Genomic DNA, 22,649 nt, shown 5'->3' with positions numbered 1-22,649 from the left:
CAGTTATGAACTTGAAACATTCTCTGTTAGCCATTGCCATGTCTACTATTTTTGTCAGCCAGGTACAGGCAGCCGATGCCGCCAAGCAAGCCGTGGTCGATTCCCTCGCCAGCAACCTGGTGGTCAAGTACGAAGTCGTCACCAACGACGGTGCCGGTGCCGGCCTCGATTGCCAGGCGCTGGGTTCCGAGTGGGCGAGCTGTGGCGTTGCCAAGCTGCACCTGACCAATACAGGTGCTGACGTGACCTCCAAGGATTGGGGTATTTATGTCTCCTCCATCCGCCGTATCCAGCGCGTCGACAACGACCAGTTCACCATCACCCATCTGACCGGCGACCTCTATCGTTTGACGCCAACCGAGCAGTTTAAGGGATTTGCCAAGGATGCCACGGTCGAAGTGCCGCTGGTGGTGGAATATTGGGTATTGTTCGAAACTGACATCATGCCGAACTGGTATGTCGCCAGCGAAGGTGCCGAGCCAAAAGTCCTGGCCAGCATGAGCAACATCGACGACGCCAGCACCTACGAGAAGCCGATGCCGGCCGATGGCTGGAAGCGTACCAAGGATGACAACAACATCCTGATGAACAGCGAGACCCGTTTCGATGCAAACCTGACCAGCAGCCTGCTGCCGGCCAGCAAGATTGATGATCAGATACTGCCGACCCCGCTCAAGCAAGTGATCAAATCGGGTCCGCAAGTGGACTTCTCCACCATCAAGCTCAACGCGCTGGACTTGCCAAGCGATCGTGCCGAAGCCCTGAAGGCTCAACTGACCAAGCTGGGTGTTACCCTCTCCGACACCGGCTATCCAGTGACCGTCAAGCTCGGCAGCAAGCTCAAGCAGGCCGAAGGTTATGACATGACCATAGGCAAGCAGGGCACTGTGATCCAGGGGCACGACATCGAGGGTGCCTTCTGGGGCGCGCAATCCCTGCTCTCCCTGCTGGGGGTGAACGACAAGCTGGTGAGCCAGATGAGCGTCGAGGATGCGCCGCGTTTTGAATACCGCGGCATGCAGACCGACGTGGCCCGTCACTTCAGAAGCCTGGAAACCATGAAGAAGCTGGTTGACCAGATGTCAGCCATGAAGCTCAACAAGTTGCACCTTGGTCTGACCAACGATGAAGGCTGGCGTCTGGAGATCCCGGGTCTGCCGGAGCTGACTGACGTAGGCAGCCAGCGTTGCCACGATCTGTCTGAAACCAAGTGCCTGATGCCGCAGCTGGGTTCCGGCCCGACCAGCGACAACCAGGGTTCCGGTTTCTACAGCAAGTCCGACTACATCGATTTGGTGCGTTATGCCAAGGCCCGTGGTGTTACCGTCATCCCCGAGATCAACATGCCGGCGCACGCCCGTGCTGCCGTGGTCTCCATGGAAGCGCGTTACCAGCGTCTGATGAACGAGGGCAAAGAGGCCGAAGCCAGCCAGTTCCGTCTGACGGACCCGGCGGATACTTCCAATGTCACCTCGGTGCAGTTCTACGACAAGATGTCCTTCATCAACCCTTGCCAGCCGGGTGCTGCCACCTTCGTGAGCAAGGTGATGGATGAAGTGGCCCAGATGCACCAGGCCGCCGGTCAGCCGTTGACCGCCTGGCACTACGGTGGTGACGAGGCGAAGAACATCATGCAGGGCGGTGGCTATCAGGATCCGGCCGTCACCAAGAAAGAAGAGCTGGTCGCCTGGAAGGGCAATGTCGATTCCAGCAAGCAGGACAAGCCGTTCGGCAAGTCTCCGGTCTGCCAGAAGATGATCGATGATGGCAAGATCAAGGACGTGGCCGAGCTGCCGGTTTACTTCGCCAAGGAAGTGAGCGAGCTGGCGAAAGACCGTGGCTTCTCTACCCTGCAGGCATGGGAAGATGGCCTCAAGTACGCCAATAGCGCCAAGGATTTCGCCACCGACAAGACAGTGGTCAACTTCTGGGAAACCCTCTACTGGGGTGGCTTCAACGAGGCGATGAAGTGGGCGCACAAGGGTTATGACGTTGTGCTCTCCAACCCGGATTACCTCTACTTCGACTTCCCGAACGAGGTACACCCGGCCGAGCGTGGCTACTACTGGGCAACCCGTTTCAATGACACCCGCAAGGTGTTCGCCTTTGCCCCGGAAAACCTGCCGCAGAACGCCGAGACCTCGGTTGACCGCGACGGCAATGCTTTCGTGGCCAAGGGTGACCAGGATCCGGTCAAGTTCCGCGGTATCTCCGGTCAGCAGTGGAGTGAAACCGTGCGGACCGATGCCCAGTACGAGTACATGGTCTACCCGCGTATCTTCTCCGTGGCCGAGCGTGCCTGGCACAAAGGTGGCTTTGAGCTGAACTATGTGAAGGGCCGCGAGTTCTCCGGCGAGACCAAGCATGTCAACAAGGCCACCCTCAACAAAGAGTGGAACCAGTTCGCCAACCTGCTGGGTCAGCGCGTGCTGCCGAAGCTGGATCAGGCCGGTGTTGAATACCGCCTCTCAGTACCGGGCGCCAAGGTCATCAACGGCAAGCTTGAAGCGAACGTGGATCTGCCAGGTTTGCCCATCCAGTACAGCCTGGACGGCACCACCTGGACTGCCTATGACGCCGCGGCCAAGCCGAGCGTGACCGGCAAGGTCTACCTGCGTACCACCAGTTTCGATGGCCAGCGTACCAGTCGCGTCACCGAGCTGAACTGATAGCAGCCAACCGCTAACACCAGGCGGGTCGCAAGACCCGCCTTTCCCAAGGCCGAGACTGCATCGGGTTTGGGAAAGGTTGACTGTGCGTGTGAGCCTTTGTTGTGTGTGTGTATTGTCTGTTTTTGTTTTTCATCACCTTGAACCCCGCCCAGTGCGGGGTCTTTTTTATCCGCGAGCAGATGATGGCGGTTGGATCACTTCGTTTTGGCGTGCCAAGGGGCCGGATTGGCCAAATTCAGGTTGAGGCAAGGCGCGTAATGAGGGATCATAACCGGCTTGATGGCGGGGGGATGAGGGTGCCAGCCGGCACAACTTCCGCCAGTGACGCATTTTTGAGGTGAGCCATGAGTCAGGCGAACAGCCCAACTAACTTTATTCGTCAGATCATTGATGAAGATCTGGCCAGCGGTAAGCACAACCACGTGCATACCCGTTTTCCGCCCGAGCCGAACGGTTATCTCCATATCGGCCACGCCAAGTCAATCTGTCTGAACTTTGGCATCGCCCGTGACTACCAGGGCCAGTGCAACCTGCGTTTCGATGACACCAACCCGGTGAAAGAAGACATCGAGTACGTGGAGTCCATCAAGCAGGACGTGCAGTGGCTCGGCTTCCAGTGGAGCGGCGAGATCTGCTACTCCTCCGACTATTTCGACAAGCTGCACGGCTACGCCATCGAGCTTATCGAAAAAGGTCTGGCCTATGTGGACGAGCTCTCTGCGGAGCAGATGCGCGAGTACCGTGGCACCCTGACCGAGGCCGGCAAAAACAGCCCGTTCCGCGATCGTCCTGTGGCCGAGAACCTGGCGCTGTTTGCCAAGATGAAGAACGGCGAGTTTGCCGAAGGCACCGCTTGCCTGCGCGCCAAGATCGACATGGCGTCCCCCTTCATGGTGATGCGCGATCCGGTTATCTATCGCATCAAGTTTGCCCACCATCACCAGACCGGTGACAAGTGGTGCATCTATCCGATGTATGACTTCACCCACTGCATCTCGGACGCGCTGGAAGGGATCACCCACTCCATCTGTACCCTGGAGTTCCAGGACAACCGTCGTCTGTACGACTGGGTGCTGGACAACATCACCATCGACTGCCACCCGCGTCAGTACGAGTTTTCTCGTCTGAACCTCGAATACACCGTCATGTCCAAGCGCAAGCTGAACCTGCTGGTGACCGAGAAACACGTGGATGGCTGGGACGATCCGCGCATGCTGACCGTTTCCGGTCTGCGTCGTCGTGGCTACACCTCTGCCTCCATCCGCGAGTTCTGCAAACGCATTGGCGTGACCAAGCAGGACAACATAGTCGAGATGAGCATGCTGGAAGCCTGCATCCGTGACGATCTCAACGAGAACGCACCGCGCGCCATGGCCGTGCTGCATCCAGTGAAGGTGGTCATCGAGAACCTAGCGGTCGACGAGGTGTTGACCGCACCGGCGCACCCGAACAACGCCGAGATGGGTACCCGTGAACTGAACTTTACCCGCGAGATCTTCATCGACGAAGCGGACTTCAAAGAAGAAGCGAACAAGCAGTTCAAACGACTGGTGCTGGGCAAAGAAGTGCGCCTGCGCAACGCCTATGTGATCAAGGCCGAGCGGGTCGAGAAGGATGCGGATGGCAAGGTGACTTGCATCTACTGTTCCTACGATCCCGAGACTCTGGGCAAGGATCCGGCGGATGGTCGCAAGGTGAAGGGGGTGATCCACTGGGTCAGCGCCACTCACTCCCTGCCGGCCGAGATCCGTCTCTACGATCGTCTGTTCAAGATGCCGAACCCGGGTGCCGAGGATGACTTCGAAGGGGCACTCAATCCGGATTCGCTGGTGATCATCGAGGGTGCCCGCGTCGAGGCTTCCCTCAAGGACGCCAAGCCGGAGTTTGCCTACCAGTTCGAGCGCGAAGGCTACTTCTGCGCCGACAACAAGCTCTCCAGCGCCGAGCACCTGGTGTTCAACCGCACCGTGGCCCTGCGGGACGTCTGGGGCAAGGCCGAGGCCTGATGGCCAAAGCCTGACAAGCAGAGGGCAGGGGAGACCCTGCCGCTCTTGTCCAGATTACGGATGCAAAAAAGCCAGCGCTATGCTGGCTTTTTTATTGACCGGTGCAAGCGTCTATGAATCTTCGTGCTTGCAGTCGCCATTGGCGCAGTGGCCGTACAGATAGAGGCTGTGATTGGTCAGGCGGATGTTGTGATGCTTGGCGATATCACGCTGGCGCTGCTCGATCACCTCATCGGAAAACTCGATCACCTTGCCACAATCGAGGCAGACCAGGTGGTCGTGGTGTTCCTGGGTGGCCAGCTCGAATACCGACTTGCCACCTTCGAAGTGGTGACGGGTAACAATACCGGCATCATCAAACTGGTTGAGAACGCGATATACGGTAGCGAGACCAATCTCTTCACCCTGGTCGATCAGTCGTTTGTACAGATCTTCCGCACTGGTGTGCTGGCAATCCGGCTGTTGCAGGATTTCCAGAATTTTGACGCGGGGCAAGGTGATCTTGAGCCCGGCCTTTTTTAACGCTTGGTTGTTGTCTGCCATATTCTACTTATTCGCATTCTCGAAGGTGTGGTTATTCTGATTGACTGCCGCTGGAATGGCAACCACGAACTCGCTTGGCCTGTCATTATAGGTCGTAGCCAACCTAAAAATAAACCCAGTAATTCAAGGGCTTTAGCGCAAAGTCCGCCATCTGGCCGAATTGATCAAATCCTGTCACCGGCTTGCTCAGCGGACGAATGTTGATAAGATGTAACCTTCTTCATTATCTGGTCGGATGAGATCCATGGATTGGCTTTTTGACAACGCTGCCTGGGTGCGGCGCGCCCTCAACGCCTGGCCTCCCTTCTGGGGCGCCGGCATCAAGATAGAAACCCTGAGTGATGACTTCCGTTTTTGCCGGGTGACGTTGAAGTCACGCTGGTGGAACAAGAACGCCAACCGGACCCAGTTTGGCGGCAGCATGTTTGCGATGACGGATCCCATCTATCCGCTGATGCTGATGGGGTACTTCAAGAACCGCTACTACGTCTGGGACAAGGCGGGCAGCATCAACTACATCAAGCCGGGCAAAGGCAAACTGGTGGCCGAGTTCAACCTGGCCGACGGCAAGCTGGCGTCCATAGTGGCCGCGACCGAGGGGGGCAACAAGCACTTCCCCGAGTTTGAGGTCACGGTACAGGACAAGAGTGGCGAGCTGGTGGCCCAGGTCAAACGCACCCTCTATGTGCGTGCCAAACCCGAGCACAGAGGTGGCTGAAAAGATCGGATCGCAAAAACAACAAGGGCCCCGGCGGGGCCCTTGTTGTCAGAGGTGGCTGGCTTGCCGGATCACTCCAGCTCGGCCAGGCACATCTCTTCATGCAGCTGCTTGCACCAGCCCTTGACGCGCTCGGCGGTCAGTTCCGGCTGGCGATCTTCGTCGATACCCAGACCAACGAAGTGCTTGTCATCCACCACAGCCTTGGAGGCTTCAAACTCGTAACCGGCGGTTGGCCAGTTGCCGATGATGATGGCGCCTTTGGCTTCGACGATGTCACGCAGTGTGCCCATGGCGTCGAGGAAGTACTCGGCATAGTCTTCCTGATCGCCGCATCCGAAGATGGCAACCAGCTTGTTGGTGAAGTCGATCTCTTCCAGCTCGGGGAAGAAGTCATCCCAATCGGCTTGGGCTTCGCCGTAATACCAAGTCGGGATACCGAACATCAGCAGATCGAAGCTGTCGATGTCGGCCTTGCTGCTCTTGGCAATGTCACGGACTTCAATCAGTTGTTTGCCCAGTTCTTTCTGGATCATCTTGGCGACAGCTTCGGTATTACCGGTATCGCTGCCGAAAAACAGACCTACACTAGCCATAGTGTTTAGTTACCCGTATCTGGTGTTAATGCTTAACGGTCAGATTGCGATGCCTGCTGCGAAAGCAGACTCAATCTGTTGCTTCAGGATAGATTGGATCAGCTCGGCTCGGCTGACGTTCTGTTGTAACGCAAGTTGGTTCAGGCGCTCCAGCAACTCGGCCTCCACCTTTAACTCGACCCGTTTCAGGCCGTTCTCGCGATCGCGCTTAAGCTGGTTGCGCTTGTTGATCTTGAGTTGGGTCTCACGGGGGAGTGGATTGGTCTTTGGCCTGCCGGGGCGCTTCTCATTTGCGAACAGATCCAGTGTTGTTCGATCAGTTTGCTGTTTGGCCATACATCACAGATGAAAATAAGTTAGCCGATCCCTGAGCCTTCCCAGCCCAATTCGATCAGCCCCTTGGCGACAAAACCCGCGCAACCCAGACAGAGTACCAACCAGACGATGACTCGACCAAAACGGGGCACGTTGCCGCGTTTGAGTACGTCGTGAATGGCCAGGCCAATCAATATGAAAATGGCCAGCAAGAATAACTTCAGGCCCAGACTTTCAATCAGATCGATATGTTCACTTAGCATGGATTGCGCACACTCCTTATGACGGGCGCACTATATCACAAAGGATTTGAAACTGTTAACCGCCTGTCGACAGGAAATCCACAACCAATTTGTTGAACAAAACCGGCTTTTCGGCATGCAGCCAGTGGCCTGTTCCTGCGATAACGCGCGCCTTTGCCGCCGGAAATTGTGCCATCACAGTGTCGGTATATTGGGGCTGCATATAGTCCGAATCGCCGCCCTTGATAAAGAGTGTCGACCCTTCGAATCGATGCTGGTTGTCGGGCCAGCCCATGATGTTGGCGTAATTGTGCTCAAGGGCTGCTACGTTGAAACGCCAGCCCCAACCGGACTCTCCTTTGGCGAAGGATTTGAGCAGGAACTGGCGTACGCCGGCGATCTCGATGTGCTCGGCCAAAATGGCCTCTGCCTCGCTGCGGCTCTGCACCGGCTGGTTCAGGGTGGCGTTGAGACCGGCGAACACATTCTGATGGCGGGAGTGGGGATAGGCGACAGGGGCTATGTCGGCCACCACCAGCCTGGCAACCCGGGCGGGAGCCTGCTTGGCCAGTTGCATGGCGACCTTGCCGCCCATGGAGTGACCGACCAGAGATACCTGATCCAGTGCCAGGGCATCGAGCAGGGCGAGTACGTCGGCAGCCTGCTGGGGATAGCTCATCTCGTTGCTGTGGAACGAGGCGCCGTGGTTGCGCAGATCCACGCTGATGACGCGATAGTGTTCGCTCAGGGCGCGTGCCAGCAGCCCCAGGTTGTCCAGGCTGCCGAACAGGCCGTGGATCAGCACAACGGCTTGGCCCTGGCCCTGTTCCTTGAAGTTCAATAATGGGTTTTGTTGCAAAATAACACCTTGTCGGTCGTGGGCTTTTTTGCCTTATTTTTAACACACTGAAAGAAAAGGATTTCATTCCTTGAGGGTCATTTTTTTGTGGTTTTTTTTCAAAAAAATGACGCCGGATGCGCTATCAGTGCGGAGGATCACACACTTGGCCCCGTATTATGCCGTATTCTCGATGAGATTCATGCACATCTGCCAGCCCTTGGCTTGGGCTGCCGGGTTTGCCTATGTATAATCGCCGCATCCGAATTTCGACGAGTCCAGCGCATCCCTATGAAAACCATCGAGCTTGATGACGATCTCTACTTCTATATCGCCAGCCAGACCCGGCACATTGGTGAGAGTGCCTCCGATATCCTGCGCCGTCTGCTGGAGCAGCCCACGCACATAACAGTGCCGGTTGCCGAGCCTGTGGACCTTCCCCAGCCGAGCGTCGCCACCGATGCCATGGGACTGCAGGCCCTGCTCGACTCTGGCGAGCTGCAAAAAGAAGAGAAGTCCATCAACCGCTTCATGCAGGTGCTCAGTACCCTCTATCGGGATAATCCGGTCGGGTTTACCCAGGCCACCGAAATCAAGGGGCGCAAGCGCGTCTATTTCTCGCGGGATCCCGAGGCACTGCGTGCCAGCGGCAGCACCACCAAGCCCAAGCCGGTGCCGGATACCCCGTTCTGGGTGATCAGCAATACCAATACCAGTCGCAAGCAGAACATGGTGGCCCAGATGATGGCCAGCATGGGCTACGACGAGGCGCTGATCGCCCAGGTAAGCAGCGCGATTTAACGGTTCATCAAGTTCAGGCCTTGCCCGGCAAGGCCGCCATCAAGCAAGGATAACGCCATGGCTCAGCATTCCCACGCCGGTCAGCCGGCTCGTTTAAGTGACCTGACCAACATTCCCCGTCTGGTCAGCGCCTACTACCTCAACAAGCCTGACATGAGCCGCCCCGAGCAGCGGGTGGCCTTCGGCACCTCCGGCCACCGTGGCAGTGCGCTGCACAACGCCTTTACCGAGTCTCACATTCTGGCGGTAACCCAGGCGCTGGTGGAGTATCGCCAGCAGGCCGGCATCACGGGCCCGCTGTTTGTCGGCATGGATACCCACGCCCTGTCTGAATCCGCCTTTGCCAGCGCAGTCGAAGTGCTGGCGGCCAACGGCGTCGAGACTCGCATTCAGGCTGGTATGGGCTTCACGCCGACGCCGGTCATCTCTCACGCCATCCTGCGCCACAACGCTAGTAAACCCGCTGCGCGCGCTGACGGTGTGGTGATCACCCCGTCCCACAATCCGCCGGAAGATGGCGGCTTCAAGTACAACCCGCCCCACGGTGGCCCCGCCGAAGGTGAGATCACCAAGTGGGTGGAAGACAGGGCCAACGCCATTCTGGAAGCCGGTCTGGCCGGCGTGAAACGCATGCCATTCGCCGATGCCCTCAAGAGCCCCTTCGTAGTTGAGCACGATTATGTCACCCCCTATGTGGACGACTTGAAAAACGTGCTGGATCTGGATGCCATCAGAGAGGCCGGTATCAAGATTGGTGTCGACCCGCTGGGTGGCTCAGGCGTCGCCTACTGGGACGTCATCGCCAAGACTTATGGTCTGAACATCGAGGTGGTCAACTATCGTGTCGATCCTACCTTCTCCTTCATGACCTTGGATAAAGACGGCAAGATCCGGATGGATTGCTCCAGTCCGTTTGCCATGGCGGGCCTGATTGCCCTCAAAGACAAGTTCGACATCGCCCTTGGCAACGATCCTGACTACGACCGTCACGGCATCGTCACCAAGGCGGGTCTGATGAACCCGAACCACTATCTGGCGGTGGCGATCCAGTATCTGTTTACCCATCGCACCGGCTGGCCTACAGCGGCTGCCGTCGGCAAGACGCTGGTCTCCTCTTCGATGATCGACCGGGTTGCCGGCGAGATTGGCCGTACCCTGAAAGAGGTGCCGGTCGGCTTCAAGTGGTTCGTGGATGGCCTCTACAGCGGCGAGTTTGGTTTTGGTGGCGAGGAGAGCGCAGGCGCCTCCTTCCTGCGTAAAGACGGCACCGTCTGGACCACCGACAAGGATGGCTTCATTCTGGCGCTGCTGGCGGCCGAAATTCTGGCGGTCACCGGCAAGGATCCCCAGGTGCATTACGATGCACTGGAAGCCAAATTCGGCCGCTCCAGCTACCGCCGTATCGATGCCCCTGCCAACAGCGCGCAAAAAGCCGTGCTCTCCAAGCTGGATCCGGCACTGGTCGAAGCCTCTACTCTGGCCGGTGAGCCCATCATTGCCAAGCTGACCCGCGCACCGGGCAACGATGCCGCCATCGGTGGCCTCAAGGTGGTGACCGAGAACGGCTGGTTCGCGGCGCGTCCCTCCGGTACCGAGTCCATCTACAAGATCTACATGGAGAGCTTCAAGGGCGAGGCACACCTGGATCTTATCCAGCAAGAAGCCCAGCAGATTGTCTCTGCTGCGCTGGCCAAGGCGGGCGTCTGACCCATGCCGTTGGCGGGCTGAATTGAACATCGGATAGATAGCAAGAGGAGCCACGGCGGCTCCTCTTTTTTATGGTTCTTTTTCTCGGTTCAGGGGTTTCCCTGCCCGGCCTCAGGCCTTGTCATCGGTGATCGCCGCCCCGGCGATATTCGCCCTGCGGGCTTGCCAGCGCTTGAAGAAGGAGCGCGCCGGCAACTTCATCAGAAACAGGGAGAGCAGGATCACTCCTATGCCGAGCCACTGCCGGCCATCCAGGGTTTCACCGACCATCAGCACGCCCAGGGAGACCGCCACCATGGGGTTGGTGAGGGCCAGCATGCCCATTACCTCGGGGCCATGACGCTTGAGCCCCCACAGCCAGGCCCAGTAGGCCAGCGCCGTGTTGAGCAAAATGAGCCAGACAAGCCCGGGTGCCGCAGCTGGTTGGGGCAGTGGCATGGGGCCGGCCAGCCACCAGGCGAGCGGGATCAGCATCAGGCCGCCGAGCAGCAGTTGCCAGGCGGTGAGGGCCAGCAGATCGCTCACCGGCCAGCGCTGCATCCAGCGGCTGGATTGACCGATCAGCAGGGTTGCCAGCAGGGCGCATGTCACGCCTATGGGATCCAGATTGGCGGAGGGATTGAGCAGCAGCAAGACACCGGCGAGCCCCATCAGCCCCAGCAGCAACCACTTCAGGGTTGGCCGCGTGCCATCCTGCAACCAGGCCAGCAGCATGAGTACCAGCGGCAGTGTGGCCCCGAGCGTGCCTGCCACTGCCCCCGGTAGCCGGAAGGCGGCTACAAACAGCAGGGCAAAGAAGGCGGCTATGTTGCAAAACGCCAGCAGGAACTGCTTGCCCCAGGGCAGGGGCGGTAGACGCGGATGCAGCAACAACAGGAGCAGCCCGGCTGGCAGCGCCCGCCACACGGCCACCCAGTAGGGGGAGTAGTCAGTCAGGTAGAGGCTGACGACGGCATAGGTACTGCCCCATAGCAGGGGGGCCAGCAAGGCAATCAGCAGTGGCATGGCTTATCTCTTTATGAAGTATCTTTTTATGAAGATAACTTAGTCTCAAATTGGTTTACTATCAAGTATCTCGATAAAAAGATAAGTGACCAAGATGGACAGCGATCATGTAGATATGCTGCTGGCCCAGTGGGCCCGGCAAAGACCGGATCTCGACTGCTCTCCCATGGGGGTGCTGGGTCGGGTGGCGCGGATGGCGGCGATCACCGGCCGCGAGGTGAGCGAAGAGCTCAAGACGTGCGGCCTGCTGGGCAGCGACTTCGATATTCTGGCGACCCTGCGCCGGGCCGGTGAACCGCTGACGCCGACCGCGCTCTATCAAGCTGCCATGTTGAGCTCCGGGGCCATGACGGCACGGCTCGACAAGCTGGCAGAGCGTGGCCTGATCGAGCGACAGGCGGCGCCGAGCGACAGGCGCAGCCTGCTGGTCTGCCTGACGGCGTCTGGGCGCGAACTGGTCGATCGGGCCGTCGAGCGGCATGTGGCGAACGAGCGGCGTTTGCTGGCGCCACTGACCGAGGCTGAACAGGCTCAGTTGGCTGCCCTGCTCAAACGCTGGCTGCTGGAAAACGAGTAATAAAAACGGGCCCGCGGGGCCCGTTTTTATTGGCAAGCAGCCTGACTCAGTAACCGCCTCTGGCAGCTTTTACCGCTAGCCCCAGCTGCCATACCGCCATGGCGTAGTGGGTGCTGTGGTTGTAGCGGGTGATGGTGTAGAAGTTGGGCAGGCCGTACCAGTATTGATAGCCGGTGCCGACATCCAGGCGCAGCAGGCTTGCTTCGCTGTGGTTGCCAAGGTTGCTGGTGGGATTCAGACCGGCGCGGTGCAAGGTGGTGATCGGGTACCGGGTCTGAAAGCCATGCTCATAGCCGGGCAGCTGGCCCTGACCACGCACCGCTACCGGTTGACCCTGCTCCCAGCCATGCGCCTTGAAGTAGTTGGCCACGCTGCCGATGGCATCCACCGGATCCCACAAGTTGGTGTGGCCATTGCCGTCAAAGTCCACTGCGTAGCGCTGGAAGCTCGATGGCATGAACTGGCCATACCCCATGGCGCCGGCGTAGGAGCCCTTGGGTTCGGTGGGATCCATCCCCTCATCCCGGGTCATCACCAGGAAGGCCTCCAGTTCGCCGGTGAAGAATTCGGCGCGGCGCGGATAGTCGAAGGCCAGGGTCGCCAGCGCATCCAGAATGCGGGTCTTGCCCATTACCCGACCCCAGCGGGTCTCCACGCCTATGATGCCGACGATGATTTCGGGCGGCACCCCATACTCCTGCTCGGCACGGTTGAGCTCGCTCTCGTACTCACGCCAGAAGTTGACGCCGTTTTGCACGTTGTCCGGCGTGATGAACTTGGCGCGGTAGCGATTCCAGGCGCCGGTTGGTCCGATTGGCTTGGCGGTGGTGGGGGCCTGGGCATCCATCAGCCGTATTATCCAGTCATAGCGATCCGCCTGTGCCAGCAGTCGATGCAGCTCGACGCTGTCAAAACCGTGCTTCTCGACCATGCGTTGGACGAAGCTGTCCACGTTGTTGCGATTGGCGAAGTCTCCCTTGCTAACCCCTTGGCTGTAAGCAGGTTTTATTTGTGGCGTCTGATTGATGAAGGCACTTTTGAACGGCTTGGCCACGGGTTTGGGGGCAGGCGTGCTGCTGCAACCGTAGAGCAGGGGAAACAGGGAAAGAGTAAGCACGGAGACAAGGCGACGCATAAGGTTCTCATGAGCCTGAAAAAGAGTGTCGACATGGTAAAACATTGTCATCCATGCGCAAGTGCTCAGTGCATGGATGAGGGCTCAAACTCGTGGCCTGTCGATGGGTTGGTGCGCTCCGCGCCCCTATGTCCTAAGCCCGAATAACGTTACTGGCCAAGGGTATGGTAACCGCTCCAGAGCCGCGTCAGGGTGGTGACAAGACAGAGCAGGGCAAAGCCGTAGGCCAGGGTTGCAAACCCGGCGGGCCAGAGGCACATCAGCACGAACAGGGTTATGGTCTCGCTCCCCTCCGTCAGGCCCCCGAGATAGTAGAGGGACTTGTGGTAATAGACGGGATTTTCAATGCCCCGCTTGCCCGCCATGATGGCAAAGGCCAGAAAGCTCGACCCTGTGCCCATGAAGGCGAACAGCAGGGTGGCGGCGGGCAGGGCGTTGGCGGGGCTACTCAAGGCAAAGCCCAGCACAACGGCGGCGTAGAAGATGAAATCGAGGGTGATGTCCAGAAAGCCGCCGCAATCCGTGATCTTCGTCTCTCGCGCCACTGCGCCATCGAGCCCGTCCAGCAGCCGGTTGAACAAGATGACGATCAGCGCCCAGGAATAGAGCTCCAGGGCCAGCAGTGGCAGTGCCAGCATGCCGATGGCAAAGCCGGTCAGGCTTATCTGGTTGGCGCTGATCCCGGCTCGGCAGAGGGGTTTGGCCAGCCGGGTGAGGGGACTGCGAATAAGGGGAATAAGGTGGCGATCAAACAAGATGAGTCTCCTTCGCGATCAATCAGCCGCGATCAATCAGCATAGTGAGTTGAGGTGCGGGGTAAGGTGAAGGATAGCCCCTGGTGCATCCTCCTCGTCGTGGGTGACCAGCAGGGCGGGTATCCCCAGCGCCTTAAGTCGCTCGAACACCAGGGTTCTGAAGGCGGCGCGCAGCGGCTTGTCGAGACGGGAGAAGGGCTCGTCCAGCAACAGGGCCCTGGGCTCTGCCAGCAAAGCCCGCAGCAGACTGACCCGCGCCCTCTGGCCGCCGGAGAGTGCTCCCGGCAGCTTGTCGGCCTGATCGACCAGCGCTACTTCTGCCAGCGTGTCCAACGCCTTTGCCCGTCTGGCCGCCGTGCCCTTGAGGGTGGCAGGCATGCCGAACATCAGGTTTTCAGCCACCGTCAGATGGGCAAACAGCAGGTCATCCTGAAACAGCATGCCGATGCGTCGGGTCTGGGGAGGCAGTGAGGTGAGCTGCCGTTCAGCCAGCCGTATATCCCCTTCCAGCCGGATCGGCCCCCTGGGCGGCAAGACGCCCGCCAGCGCCCCCAGCAGTGAGCTCTTGCCACAACCACTGGGGCCCATCAGGGTCAGCACTTCACCGGGGGCAATCTGTAGCGCAGGCAGCGACAGCAGCAGGTTCTCATCGAGGTAGAGATGAAGTGGGGTTGTGCTTAGCATCGGCAGCTTCTCGTGTTCATCGGGCGTCCTTGAGCGCAGGGTTGAGCCGGGCTGGCAGCCAGAGTGCCAGCAGATAGATGAAAAGGGGCAGCAGCAGTTGCAGCAGGCCGTAGAGGCCAGCCAGCCGGCGGTTGAGGCCGCTGCCAATGGCCACCGCCTCAGTGGTGATGGTGACCACTCTGCCTGCGCCAAACAGCAGGGTCGGCAGGTATTGGGCCAGACTCACCGCTGCCCCCACCGCAAAGGCAAAGAGCAGTGGACGTGCCAGCAATGGCCCTTTCACCCGCCACCAGACGTGCCAGGGGCGGGCCCCCAGGGTGAGCGCGGCCTGAGTGATGTGCGGGTCGAACTGGCGATAGGGCCCCTGCAGGCAGAGATAGACATAGGGGAAGACAAACAGCAGCTGGCTCCAGAGCACCCAGTCCCACCCAATCCCGCCCCCCAGCCAGTCAAGCCCCAGCCGGATGCCAAACAGCAGGCTGGCCTGGGGCAGCAGAAGGGGCAAACAGATGAGCCAGAGGGGCCAGGGCCGACGGCCTTGCTGGGCCTCCAGACTCAATACCGCCATCACCAGCGCCAGCAGCCCGCTCGCCAGTGCCAGCAGAGCACTCGTTACAAGCAGGGGCATCAGGCCGGGCAGGAGTGCATGCCAATGGTGGCCGCTCCACTGACCAGGCAGCAGGTCGGGAAAGGACCAGCGGCGGGTCAGCGACCAGATCACCAAGGCTGCCAGCACCGCCAGATTGATGGCCATCAGGGTAAAGGTTGTGATGCAGGTCAATCTGGCTGTCAGCGGATTTGGCACGGCGCGCCGGCCATCGAGCCAGGCGTGCTTGCCGACAGTCGTGTGGCCCCACTCCAGCAGCCGCAAACCGGCGAGCAGCAGCAGGTTGATGGCGAGCAGCAAGAGGGCGCCGCTGGCGGTGGCGCCGCGCCAGCCAAGGTCTGGATCCTGATACCAGAGCCAGAGCCGCACGGCCAGCGGGGCAGGGGCATCGGGTCCCAGCAGCAGTGCGAGATCCACCACGGCCACTCCGTACGCGGCCACCGCATAGAGGGGCAGGCGCAGAGCGGGCCAGAGCGCAGGTAACAACAGGCGCCACCAGATCTGCGGGGCACTGAAACCCAGGCTGGCGCCAAGCCACTGCTGGCGGGCCAGCTTGGCGGGTTCTTGCGCTGCCAGTGCCATCAGCAGCAGGAAAGGGGTCTCTTTGAGGATCAGCGCCAGGATAAGACCGAGCCCGACCGGGTCTTTGATGGTCTGCCAGTCCGGGGGCAGCTCAAAACCGGTCAAGGAGGGAGAGACGAGCCGCAACAACCAGCCGGAGGGGGCGAGCAGGAAAGCAAAACCGATGGCAAAGGCGACGTGGGGCAGCGCCAGCAGGGGGGAGAGCAGACGGCGCAGCAGCCGAAAGCTGCGGCTCTCTTCCCCGTTCTTGACGCTGTACGCCAGCAGTAGTGCGGTCAACAGCAGACTGCCCAGGGTGGAGGCAGCCGCAATCCAGAAGCTCAAGGCTGCCGAGTGCCAGAGCCCGGGCTGGGCCAGCAGGCGCTGAATATGCGGGCTGAGTGTCCCCTGTGTCACCAGCAGCCACAGCCCTCCCAGCAGGGGGGCGGCCAGCAGGAGGGCGCAGAGGAGGGTAAACATGGGGCGCCAGCCGAGGGTGCGGCGGATGGCATTGCCGAGTCCTGCCGTCATCAGTGACCGTAACGCTCGGCCCAGGCCGCTTCGAGCTTGGTCTGCCAGCTGGGATGGGGTTCAGCCACCGCCTTGAAGCGCAGGGCTGGTACCTGTTTGGTGGTCGCTGGCAAGGCGTCGCTGCGCAGCACGCTGGGATCTCCCCAAAAGGCGGGCTCGGCCTTGCGGGCCTGGGCTGCCGGGCTCAGCAGAAAGTTGGCTACCACCTTGGCACCCGCGCGGGCGTTGGCGTTGAACGGGATGGCGAGAAAATGGCTGTTGGTGAGCGCCCCTTTCTCCATGGCCACGGCCACCACGCTGGGGGGCAGGGCGCCGTTTTGCACCGCACTCTGCGCTTCTTGCGGGTTGAAGCTGATGGCCATGGCCAGCTCACCGTCATCCAGCAACTGGCGAGTCTCGGCGGCGCCGGTGGGGAACAGCTTGCCCTTGCGCCAGAGCACCGGGTGCAGTTCATCGAGCCAGACCCAGAGCGGCGCTGTGAGTCTGGCAAAATCGGCATCGGTTGCCTCCCGATAGAGTGGGTCAGGAGCCGGGGTCAGCTCCAGCAATATCTGTTTGAGAAAGCTGGAGCCATGAAACTGGGGCGGCTTGGGATAGCTGAAACGACCGGGATGGGCCTTGGCCCAGGCGAGCAGCGCCTCTGCGGAGCGGGGGGGATTGCTCACCTCGTCCCTGTTCACCATCAGGTTGAGCTGGCCTATGCCCCAAGGCGCTTCCAGTCCCTCTACCGGTACCGTGAAGTCCTCATTCACCGGCAGGCTCTTGTCCACCAGGGCCAGGTTGGGCAGCTCATGGCTGAAGGGGGTACCCAACAGCCCCTGCTCCTTGAGCGCCTTGAAATTCTCGCCGTTGACCCAGAGCAGATCGATGGGGCCGCCCGTAGTTTTGCCAGCCTGTTTGTTGGCCAGCAGCTGGCTGACGCTCTGGGCTATGTCATCCACTTTCACCTGCACCAGCTTGACCTGATACTGACGCTCAAGCTCCTGCCCCGCCCACACCAGATAGGTGTTGATCTCCGGGCTGCCGCCCCAGGCGTTGAAGTAGACGGTCTGGCCCTTCGCCTGATCAAGGGTCTGCTGCCAACGGGATCCCTCGTCGGCAGTGTCATCGGCAAAGAGTGTGCCGCTTGCCAGCAGGGGCAGGGCGCACAACAGGGATTTGAGCAAAGGCAGGGTCTTGAACATGGGCGTTACCTTGGGCAAAGGGTCAGGCGCCGCGGCGCCAGTGGTGATAACGGGCCAGCAGGGCCAGCACCCGAGTGGGCTGATGGGCCCGTTTCCATTCACCGGCCACGTACTTGTTCCCCTCCATCAGGGTGGGATAGGCGTGGATGGTGGCGAGTATCTTGCCAAGCCCCAGTTGGTGGCGCATGGCGAGCACGAATTCGGCGAGCCGCTCACCGGCGTGAGTGCCCACTATGGTGGCGCCGAGGATCTTGTCGTTGCCGGGCATCGTCAGCACCTCGATAAAGCCATGGCGCTCCCCATCGGCAATGGCGCGATCCAGCTCCCCTAGCGCTAAGCGGGTCACCTCGAAGGGGATTCCTTGAGCCATGGCCTCCTTGCGGTTGAGACCCACCCTGGCAATTTCCGGGCTGGTGTAGGTCGCCGCGGGGATCACGCTGTAATCCGCCTTGAAGCGCTTGAACTGGCCGAACAGGGCATTGACGGCGGCATACCAGGCCTGATGGGCGGCAAAGTGAGTGAACTGGTAGGGTCCTGCCACATCCCCCACCGCCAGTATGCTGGGGTAGTTGGTGGCGAGAAAACCATCGACAGCAATGGTGCCGCGTGGCGCCAGCTCGACCCCCAGCGTTTCGAGGCCGAAGCCGCTGACATTTGCAACCCGTCCCAGTGCCAGCAGCAGTTGATCCCCTTCAACCATCAGGCGTTGATCGCCCCGACACAGGTGGAGCCGGATGGGGAGGTGTTCCCCTTGCTCACTCCCTTCTTGCTGCACATAGTCGACCCGCTCGGCACGCCAGCCGGTGAGCAGGGTGACGCCGTCCGCTACCATCTGGTGTTGCAGGGCATCGGCTACGTCGCGCTCTTCACGAGGCAGCAGCTGATCGGCCAGCTCCACTTGGGTGACCGGGATGCCAAGCAGGGCAAAACTCTGGGCCAGCTCGCAGCCGATGGGGCCGCCGCCAAGCACCAGCAGGCGGCGTGGCGGGGTGCGCAGCTGCCAGAGGGTATCCGAGGTGAGATAAGGCGTGTCGGCCAATCCGGGCAGGTCCGGCACCAGGGGTCTGGCCCCGGTGGCGATCACGATATGGCGGCTGGTGAGGCGCTGGCCATTCACCTCCACCTCCCAGGGAGAGACCAGTTTTGCTTCGCCCTCGATGCACTCCACGCCCAGGCCCTGATAGCGTGCCACCGAGTCGTGGGGCTCGACCTCCTTGATCACCTGTGCCACCCGCGCCATCACGGCGGCAAAATCGGCGCGGGCCTGACTCGGGCTAAAACCCAGTTCCCCGGCCCTGCGCTGCTCCGCGGCAAAGCGGCTACTTCGGATCAGTGCCTTGGAGGGAACGCAGCCGGTATTGAGGCAGTCCCCGCCCATCCTGTGCTTCTCGATGAGCGCCACCTTGGCCTTCACCGCCGCGGCAATGTAGCTGGTCACCAGACCACCGGCGCCGGCACCTATCACCAGCAGGTTGTAGTCATAGCGGCTTGGCTTTTGATAGGGGGCATGGAGGCGAAGCAGGGCCAGCCATGTCATCGCCCTCTTCATCAGAAAGGGCATCAATCCCAGCAGGGTCAGCGCCACCATCAGGCCGGGGGAGAGAATATTCCCCGTGCTGGTTAATTGGCCAAGCTCGCTCCCCGCCAGCACATAGACGAAGGTGCCGGGCAGCATGCCAAGCTGGCTCACCCAGTAGTAGGTACTGACTCTGATGGGGGTGAGCCCCATCAACAGATTGACCAGAAAGAAGGGGAAGAGCGGGATGAGGCGCAGGCTCAGCAGGTAGGCGGCGCCGTCTTTTGCCATGCCGGCCTGAAACGTGGCCAGCTTGTCGCCAAAGTGCCTGAGTACCCAGTCGCGCAGCAAAAAGCGGGCGCTGAGAAAAGCCAGTGTGGCCCCGAACGTACTGGCAAAGGAGACCAGCAGCAGCCCCCAGCCAATACCGAATACAGCGCTGCCCCCCAGGGTCAGCAGACTGGCGCCGGGCAGTGAGAGGGCGGTACTGATCACATAGATAGCCACAAACAGCAGGCAGGCGGCGACAAAATGGGTGTTGACCAGTTGTGCCAGTGCATCCTGGTGGGCCTGCAACTGGGACAGGCTCAGGTAGCGGCCGAGATCGAGGGCGAAAAAGGCGCCAATCAGGCATCCCATCACCAGCAGGAGCAGCAGGCGGGCGCGTTTCATCAGGCGTCCTTGCCGGGTTGCTGTTCTGGGGCTGCCACGGGGCGCTCAGGTTGCACCGGCAACTGGCAGAAGCCCTGGGGGGCAATATCGAGGGCCGCATTGAACTTGGCTGACATGTTCTGGAAGGCGACAAGACCGGTCAGCTCCACCATGGCATCGTCATCGAACCAGGGCTTGAGGCGAGCCGCCTGCTCATCGCTCACCCCATCGAGCCCTGTCATGGCTTCGGTGTAGTCGAGCACCGCCTTTTCCCGTTCATCGAACAGGGGGCTGGTGCGCCAGTGGGCCAGCGCCTCCACCTTGTCGCTGGAGCCCGCTCGCTTGATGAGGGTCATGGCGTTGATGTCGACGCAGAAACGGCACCAGTTGAGCTGGGAGACCCTGACCGTTACCAGGGAGCGCAGCGCGGGATCGATGGGAGAGCGCTTGCGGTTGATGACGCCATACAGGGTGGCCACGGCGGCAAACAGCCGTGGTGAGCGGCCCCAGCATTTGCCCGGGATCAGCACCTGACCATAGTTGCGTTTTTGCAGCCAGAAGAAGGGGCGGATAAACCAGGCATATTCCCGATCCGGTTTGACCTCAACGCGCATACTGATCCTCTTCAATTTTCTTCATCTTGGGTTTATAGGCACCGCCTAACCGTTCGTTGAGCAGATCCAGAAATGCATGGATCCGTGCCCGATTCGCCCCCAGATCGCTGCGCCCCTGACGGGAGGCAGAGCGCATGTCGACTCGGGTCTCCTTGGGACCCGCGAAGACCCTCAAGGCCACGTCATCCTGAAAGCCGAACCAGCGAGAGGTGACGACGGCATCAATGCCGGTTGGGCTCGGTCGTTGCTGCCAGCCGAGCTCTTCCATCAGCTCGCTCGCCTCCGTGATCACCTCGACCGGGGAGGCTCTGGTATAGAGAGGACCGGGATTTTTCTCAAATACTTGCAAGGGGGCCGGATTTATCGGCAGATCCTGCGGGCTTCTCAGTTCGGCAGCCCAGGCAAGGGCGGGGGGATGATAGGGATCCGTGCTGACATCGTTGGTCAGCGGCATGCGCAGTGCTTGCACCACAAACAGCAGGGGCAGCAACAGGGGAACTATGCCCCACAGGCTTGGCACCTTGTGCCGGCTCCAGGGCAGGCGCAGCAAGAGACCAAGGGCGATCAGGGCGCTGACGAGACAGAGGGCGAAGCCTGCCCACCAGGGCCAGAGATGCATGCGACTGCCGAGGGCGCCAGCCAAGGGCAGCATCCAGGCCAGCAGTGGCCACCACAAATAACTGGGCATAACGGGGATCCACTGGTTATGATGGACATGTGCCCAGAAGGATAAACTTAATTGACTGATAACGTTAGTAAATTTATCTCAATCCTGCTGCTTTTCCAAAGCACACCGCTCTGGGCGGACACGGCTGTCATGGCGGCAGGGGACATGTGGCGCGCCGAGATCATATATGAAGCCGTGCCCGGCGTGACCCGGGTCGAGCCCGGTTATGTCACGCCCGAGCTGAAAGGAAAGCCGGAGGCTGAAAAGAGGGCGCTGCGGCGTCAGGCGGTACGCATCGAATACGATCCGGCTTTGGTGGGATATGGGGATCTGCTCAACATTTTCTGGCAACTGGTGGATGGCAATGATGGGGGCGGACAATATTGCAACCGTGGTCAGGCATTTGCCCCTGTGCTGTTGCCAAGAGATGATTTTCAATGGCGTCTGGCTGACATCAGCCTGACCCGCTGGCAGGCCCTGCATGGTCGGGCTAGCCGGGTATCGCTCTGGCCGGATAGCAAGTTCACGCCGGCACCCGAGATGGATAACTGGGCACAACGCCATCCCTGGCGCTTTGGCTTCTATGCCCGCCGGTGCGGCGGTTGGCCCCTGGTGTTGTCACCCGAGCTCTGAGCCATCCGTTTATGAGCAATCAGTTGCGGTATAGCACCTTGATGAGGTGAAAGCCGAACTTGGTGCGCACAGGGCCGAGTACGGTCAGCAACTCACCCTTGAACACGGCATCGTCAAACGGCTTGACCATGTCACCCTTCGAAAACTCCCCCAGATCCCCCGAGCGCTTGGATGAGGCGCAGGTGGAGAAGCGCTTGGCCATCTGGCCAAAGTCGGCTCCCTTGGCAAGTTTCTCCTTGATCTCCAGACACTGCTTCTCGGTCTTGACCAGGATGTGCTGGGCACAGGCTTTCTTCATTCGGGTGCTCCTCGGCGGATGGCAAATCGGGGCGCAAGATTACCCCAATTCATCGCACACGTCAGCCGGACTCTGGCATTAGCCACGCAGGTGAGCCGTCAGATGCGCTCTTGGGCGTGATTGCCACAGTATCTCCAGGCCCAGCAGGGCATGCAGGCTCCAGATGGCCAGGGGGTTGAGCCAGTTGCCACCCAGTTGCAGGGTGGCCAGCGCACTGCCTGCCAGCAGCAGGGTGACACCCGGCAGGCGCCAGTGTGCCGGCAGCGGTGCCAGCATGGCTAGCCCCAGCAAAATGGCGAGCCCGAACGGCAGATTGAGCGCGGTAAAGGCCAGCGCCTGCTGGCCGTTCATGCCCGTCAGCAAGGCCAGCATGGCGCTGCAACAGGCGAGAAAAGTGATGAACTCGAGACGATCGGCAATATAGTCAGCCATCTGTTCGCTACGTGCATGCATGATGTGTCCCCTCAATGAATAACGCCAAGGCTGGCGAAGATGATGTGCGTCCCTTTGTTGATAGACCCAGTGTGGTGGAGGGAGAGGCAAGGTGGCAGCGGGATAAATCGATTGAGGTGAACGAGGCTTTGATTATTGTTACTCAACCAATTGATTTATATCGTCTAAATAGACATGCCTTCAAGGGAGGGGGACGCCAGGGCCAGTGTTTGGGGGCAAGCCATGAGGGCGGTGATGTCATTTTGACCGTTTGCCGACAATGGATGTCGCATCATCCGGAGCGCCTTGAGAGTGGGCCCCTGACGTGAGTCGCCGCCGTTGAGGCGGTACTTCATGGCCT

General features: G+C 60.3%; 24 protein-coding genes. 8 read left to right on the top strand and 16 right to left on the bottom strand.

Going from position 1 to position 22,649, the window contains the following annotated elements:
• Positions 1 to 5 precede the first annotated feature (5 nt).
• A complete protein-coding gene (locus GWQ31_RS02990) occupies positions 6 to 2,669 on the top strand; it encodes a beta-N-acetylhexosaminidase (protein WP_275908599.1) in 2,664 nt (887 codons plus the stop codon).
• A 347-nt stretch (positions 2,670 to 3,016) separates the two neighbouring features.
• On the top strand, positions 3,017 to 4,678 hold the full coding sequence (gene glnS, locus GWQ31_RS02985; RefSeq protein ID WP_113721161.1) for a glutamine--tRNA ligase: 1,662 nt from the start codon (positions 3,017 to 3,019) through the stop codon (positions 4,676 to 4,678).
• A gap of 111 nt (positions 4,679 to 4,789) precedes the next feature.
• On the opposite strand, the gene fur is transcribed toward glnS, so the two are convergent.
• Positions 4,790 to 5,221, bottom strand: a complete 432-nt coding sequence (gene fur, locus GWQ31_RS02980) for a ferric iron uptake transcriptional regulator (protein WP_021137910.1) — start codon at positions 5,219 to 5,221, stop codon at positions 4,790 to 4,792.
• 244 nt (positions 5,222 to 5,465) lie between these two features.
• On the opposite strand from fur, the gene GWQ31_RS02975 reads away from it, so the two are divergent.
• Positions 5,466 to 5,939, top strand: coding sequence for a DUF4442 domain-containing protein (locus GWQ31_RS02975; protein WP_275908598.1), 474 nt, complete (start codon positions 5,466 to 5,468; stop codon positions 5,937 to 5,939).
• Between the two features lie 71 nt (positions 5,940 to 6,010).
• On the opposite strand, the gene fldA is transcribed toward GWQ31_RS02975, so the two are convergent.
• From fldA to GWQ31_RS02955, 4 genes are read right to left on the bottom strand one after another with little or no spacing between them, the layout of a single operon-like run.
• Positions 6,011 to 6,535, bottom strand: coding sequence for a flavodoxin FldA (fldA, locus tag GWQ31_RS02970; protein WP_017412672.1), 525 nt, complete (start codon positions 6,533 to 6,535; stop codon positions 6,011 to 6,013).
• A 39-nt stretch (positions 6,536 to 6,574) separates the two neighbouring features.
• Positions 6,575 to 6,871: a LexA regulated protein gene (gene ybfE, locus GWQ31_RS02965; protein ID WP_005309699.1), complete on the bottom strand. Its 297-nt coding sequence runs from the start codon at positions 6,869 to 6,871 to the stop codon at positions 6,575 to 6,577.
• Positions 6,872 to 6,891: 20 nt separating this feature from the next.
• Complete coding sequence (locus GWQ31_RS02960) at positions 6,892 to 7,113, bottom strand: DUF2788 domain-containing protein (RefSeq protein WP_005309702.1); 222 nt, start codon at positions 7,111 to 7,113, stop codon at positions 6,892 to 6,894.
• Between the two features lie 55 nt (positions 7,114 to 7,168).
• Positions 7,169 to 7,933, bottom strand: coding sequence for an alpha/beta fold hydrolase (locus tag GWQ31_RS02955; protein ID WP_275908700.1), 765 nt, complete (start codon positions 7,931 to 7,933; stop codon positions 7,169 to 7,171).
• A gap of 288 nt (positions 7,934 to 8,221) precedes the next feature.
• Here GWQ31_RS02955 and seqA point away from each other — a divergent pair, with 288 nt between their 5' ends.
• Positions 8,222 to 8,731, top strand: a complete 510-nt coding sequence (gene seqA, locus GWQ31_RS02950; RefSeq protein WP_021137907.1) for a replication initiation negative regulator SeqA — start codon at positions 8,222 to 8,224, stop codon at positions 8,729 to 8,731.
• Positions 8,732 to 8,788: 57 nt separating this feature from the next.
• Entirely contained in the window at positions 8,789 to 10,438 is a 1,650-nt protein-coding gene (gene pgm, locus GWQ31_RS02945) for a phosphoglucomutase (alpha-D-glucose-1,6-bisphosphate-dependent) (RefSeq protein ID WP_275908597.1), read from the top strand.
• Between the two features lie 111 nt (positions 10,439 to 10,549).
• Here the strand turns inward: pgm and GWQ31_RS02940 are convergent, their stop codons facing one another.
• Positions 10,550 to 11,443, bottom strand: a complete 894-nt coding sequence (locus GWQ31_RS02940) for an EamA family transporter (RefSeq protein ID WP_021137905.1) — start codon at positions 11,441 to 11,443, stop codon at positions 10,550 to 10,552.
• A 94-nt stretch (positions 11,444 to 11,537) separates the two neighbouring features.
• On the opposite strand from GWQ31_RS02940, the gene GWQ31_RS02935 reads away from it, so the two are divergent.
• Entirely contained in the window at positions 11,538 to 12,020 is a 483-nt protein-coding gene (locus GWQ31_RS02935; protein ID WP_265461247.1) for a MarR family transcriptional regulator, read from the top strand.
• Positions 12,021 to 12,066: 46 nt separating this feature from the next.
• On the opposite strand, the gene mltB is transcribed toward GWQ31_RS02935, so the two are convergent.
• The 8 genes from mltB to GWQ31_RS02895 all read right to left on the bottom strand — a co-directional run bounded on the left by mltB (position 12,067) and on the right by GWQ31_RS02895 (position 20,946).
• Positions 12,067 to 13,155 carry a lytic murein transglycosylase B gene (mltB, locus tag GWQ31_RS02930; RefSeq protein WP_096119179.1) on the bottom strand — a complete coding sequence of 363 codons (1,089 nt, stop codon included), beginning with the start codon at positions 13,153 to 13,155 and terminating at the stop codon, positions 12,067 to 12,069.
• A gap of 149 nt (positions 13,156 to 13,304) precedes the next feature.
• Entirely contained in the window at positions 13,305 to 13,910 is a 606-nt protein-coding gene (locus tag GWQ31_RS02925) for a CDP-alcohol phosphatidyltransferase family protein (RefSeq protein WP_275908596.1), read from the bottom strand.
• A gap of 36 nt (positions 13,911 to 13,946) precedes the next feature.
• Entirely contained in the window at positions 13,947 to 14,594 is a 648-nt protein-coding gene (locus tag GWQ31_RS02920; protein ID WP_275908595.1) for an ATP-binding cassette domain-containing protein, read from the bottom strand.
• 16 nt (positions 14,595 to 14,610) lie between these two features.
• Entirely contained in the window at positions 14,611 to 16,293 is a 1,683-nt protein-coding gene (locus tag GWQ31_RS02915; RefSeq protein WP_275908594.1) for an ABC transporter permease, read from the bottom strand.
• Entirely contained in the window at positions 16,293 to 17,477 is a 1,185-nt protein-coding gene (locus tag GWQ31_RS02910; RefSeq protein ID WP_275908593.1) for an ABC transporter substrate-binding protein, read from the bottom strand. Before GWQ31_RS02910 ends, GWQ31_RS02915 begins: the two co-directional genes overlap by 1 nt.
• A gap of 22 nt (positions 17,478 to 17,499) precedes the next feature.
• A complete protein-coding gene (locus tag GWQ31_RS02905) occupies positions 17,500 to 19,665 on the bottom strand; it encodes a bifunctional TVP38/TMEM64 family protein/FAD-dependent oxidoreductase (RefSeq protein WP_275908592.1) in 2,166 nt (721 codons plus the stop codon).
• Complete coding sequence (locus GWQ31_RS02900) at positions 19,665 to 20,258, bottom strand: carboxymuconolactone decarboxylase family protein (protein ID WP_275908591.1); 594 nt, start codon at positions 20,256 to 20,258, stop codon at positions 19,665 to 19,667. Before GWQ31_RS02900 ends, GWQ31_RS02905 begins: the two co-directional genes overlap by 1 nt.
• Positions 20,248 to 20,946 (bottom strand): DUF1499 domain-containing protein, encoded by a 699-nt coding sequence (locus tag GWQ31_RS02895; protein WP_125596402.1) that lies wholly within the window; start codon positions 20,944 to 20,946, stop codon positions 20,248 to 20,250. Before GWQ31_RS02895 ends, GWQ31_RS02900 begins: the two co-directional genes overlap by 11 nt.
• Positions 20,947 to 20,997: 51 nt before the next feature.
• Between GWQ31_RS02895 and GWQ31_RS02890 the strand changes: the two genes are divergently transcribed.
• The gene (locus tag GWQ31_RS02890) at positions 20,998 to 21,558 is read left to right on the top strand and encodes a peptide-methionine (S)-S-oxide reductase (RefSeq protein ID WP_275908590.1); all 561 of its coding nucleotides are present in this window, start codon (positions 20,998 to 21,000) and stop codon (positions 21,556 to 21,558) included.
• Positions 21,559 to 21,577: 19 nt separating this feature from the next.
• On the opposite strand, the gene GWQ31_RS02885 is transcribed toward GWQ31_RS02890, so the two are convergent.
• The gene (locus tag GWQ31_RS02885) at positions 21,578 to 21,856 is read right to left on the bottom strand and encodes a peptidylprolyl isomerase (RefSeq protein WP_005309750.1); all 279 of its coding nucleotides are present in this window, start codon (positions 21,854 to 21,856) and stop codon (positions 21,578 to 21,580) included.
• A 78-nt stretch (positions 21,857 to 21,934) separates the two neighbouring features.
• Positions 21,935 to 22,309, bottom strand: a complete 375-nt coding sequence (locus GWQ31_RS02880; protein ID WP_005309754.1) for a hypothetical protein — start codon at positions 22,307 to 22,309, stop codon at positions 21,935 to 21,937.
• Positions 22,310 to 22,323: 14 nt separating this feature from the next.
• On the opposite strand from GWQ31_RS02880, the gene GWQ31_RS02875 reads away from it, so the two are divergent.
• Positions 22,324 to 22,617, top strand: a complete 294-nt coding sequence (locus tag GWQ31_RS02875) for a hypothetical protein (RefSeq protein ID WP_275908589.1) — start codon at positions 22,324 to 22,326, stop codon at positions 22,615 to 22,617.
• Positions 22,618 to 22,649 lie beyond the last annotated feature (32 nt).

This window comes from Aeromonas sp. 2MA4 (assembly GCF_029237305.1).
Taxonomy (GTDB): Bacteria; Pseudomonadota; Gammaproteobacteria; order Enterobacterales; family Aeromonadaceae; genus Aeromonas; species Aeromonas salmonicida.
The sequence above is the reverse complement of the archived record's forward strand: the minus strand, read 5'-3'. Positions and strand labels throughout refer to the sequence as shown.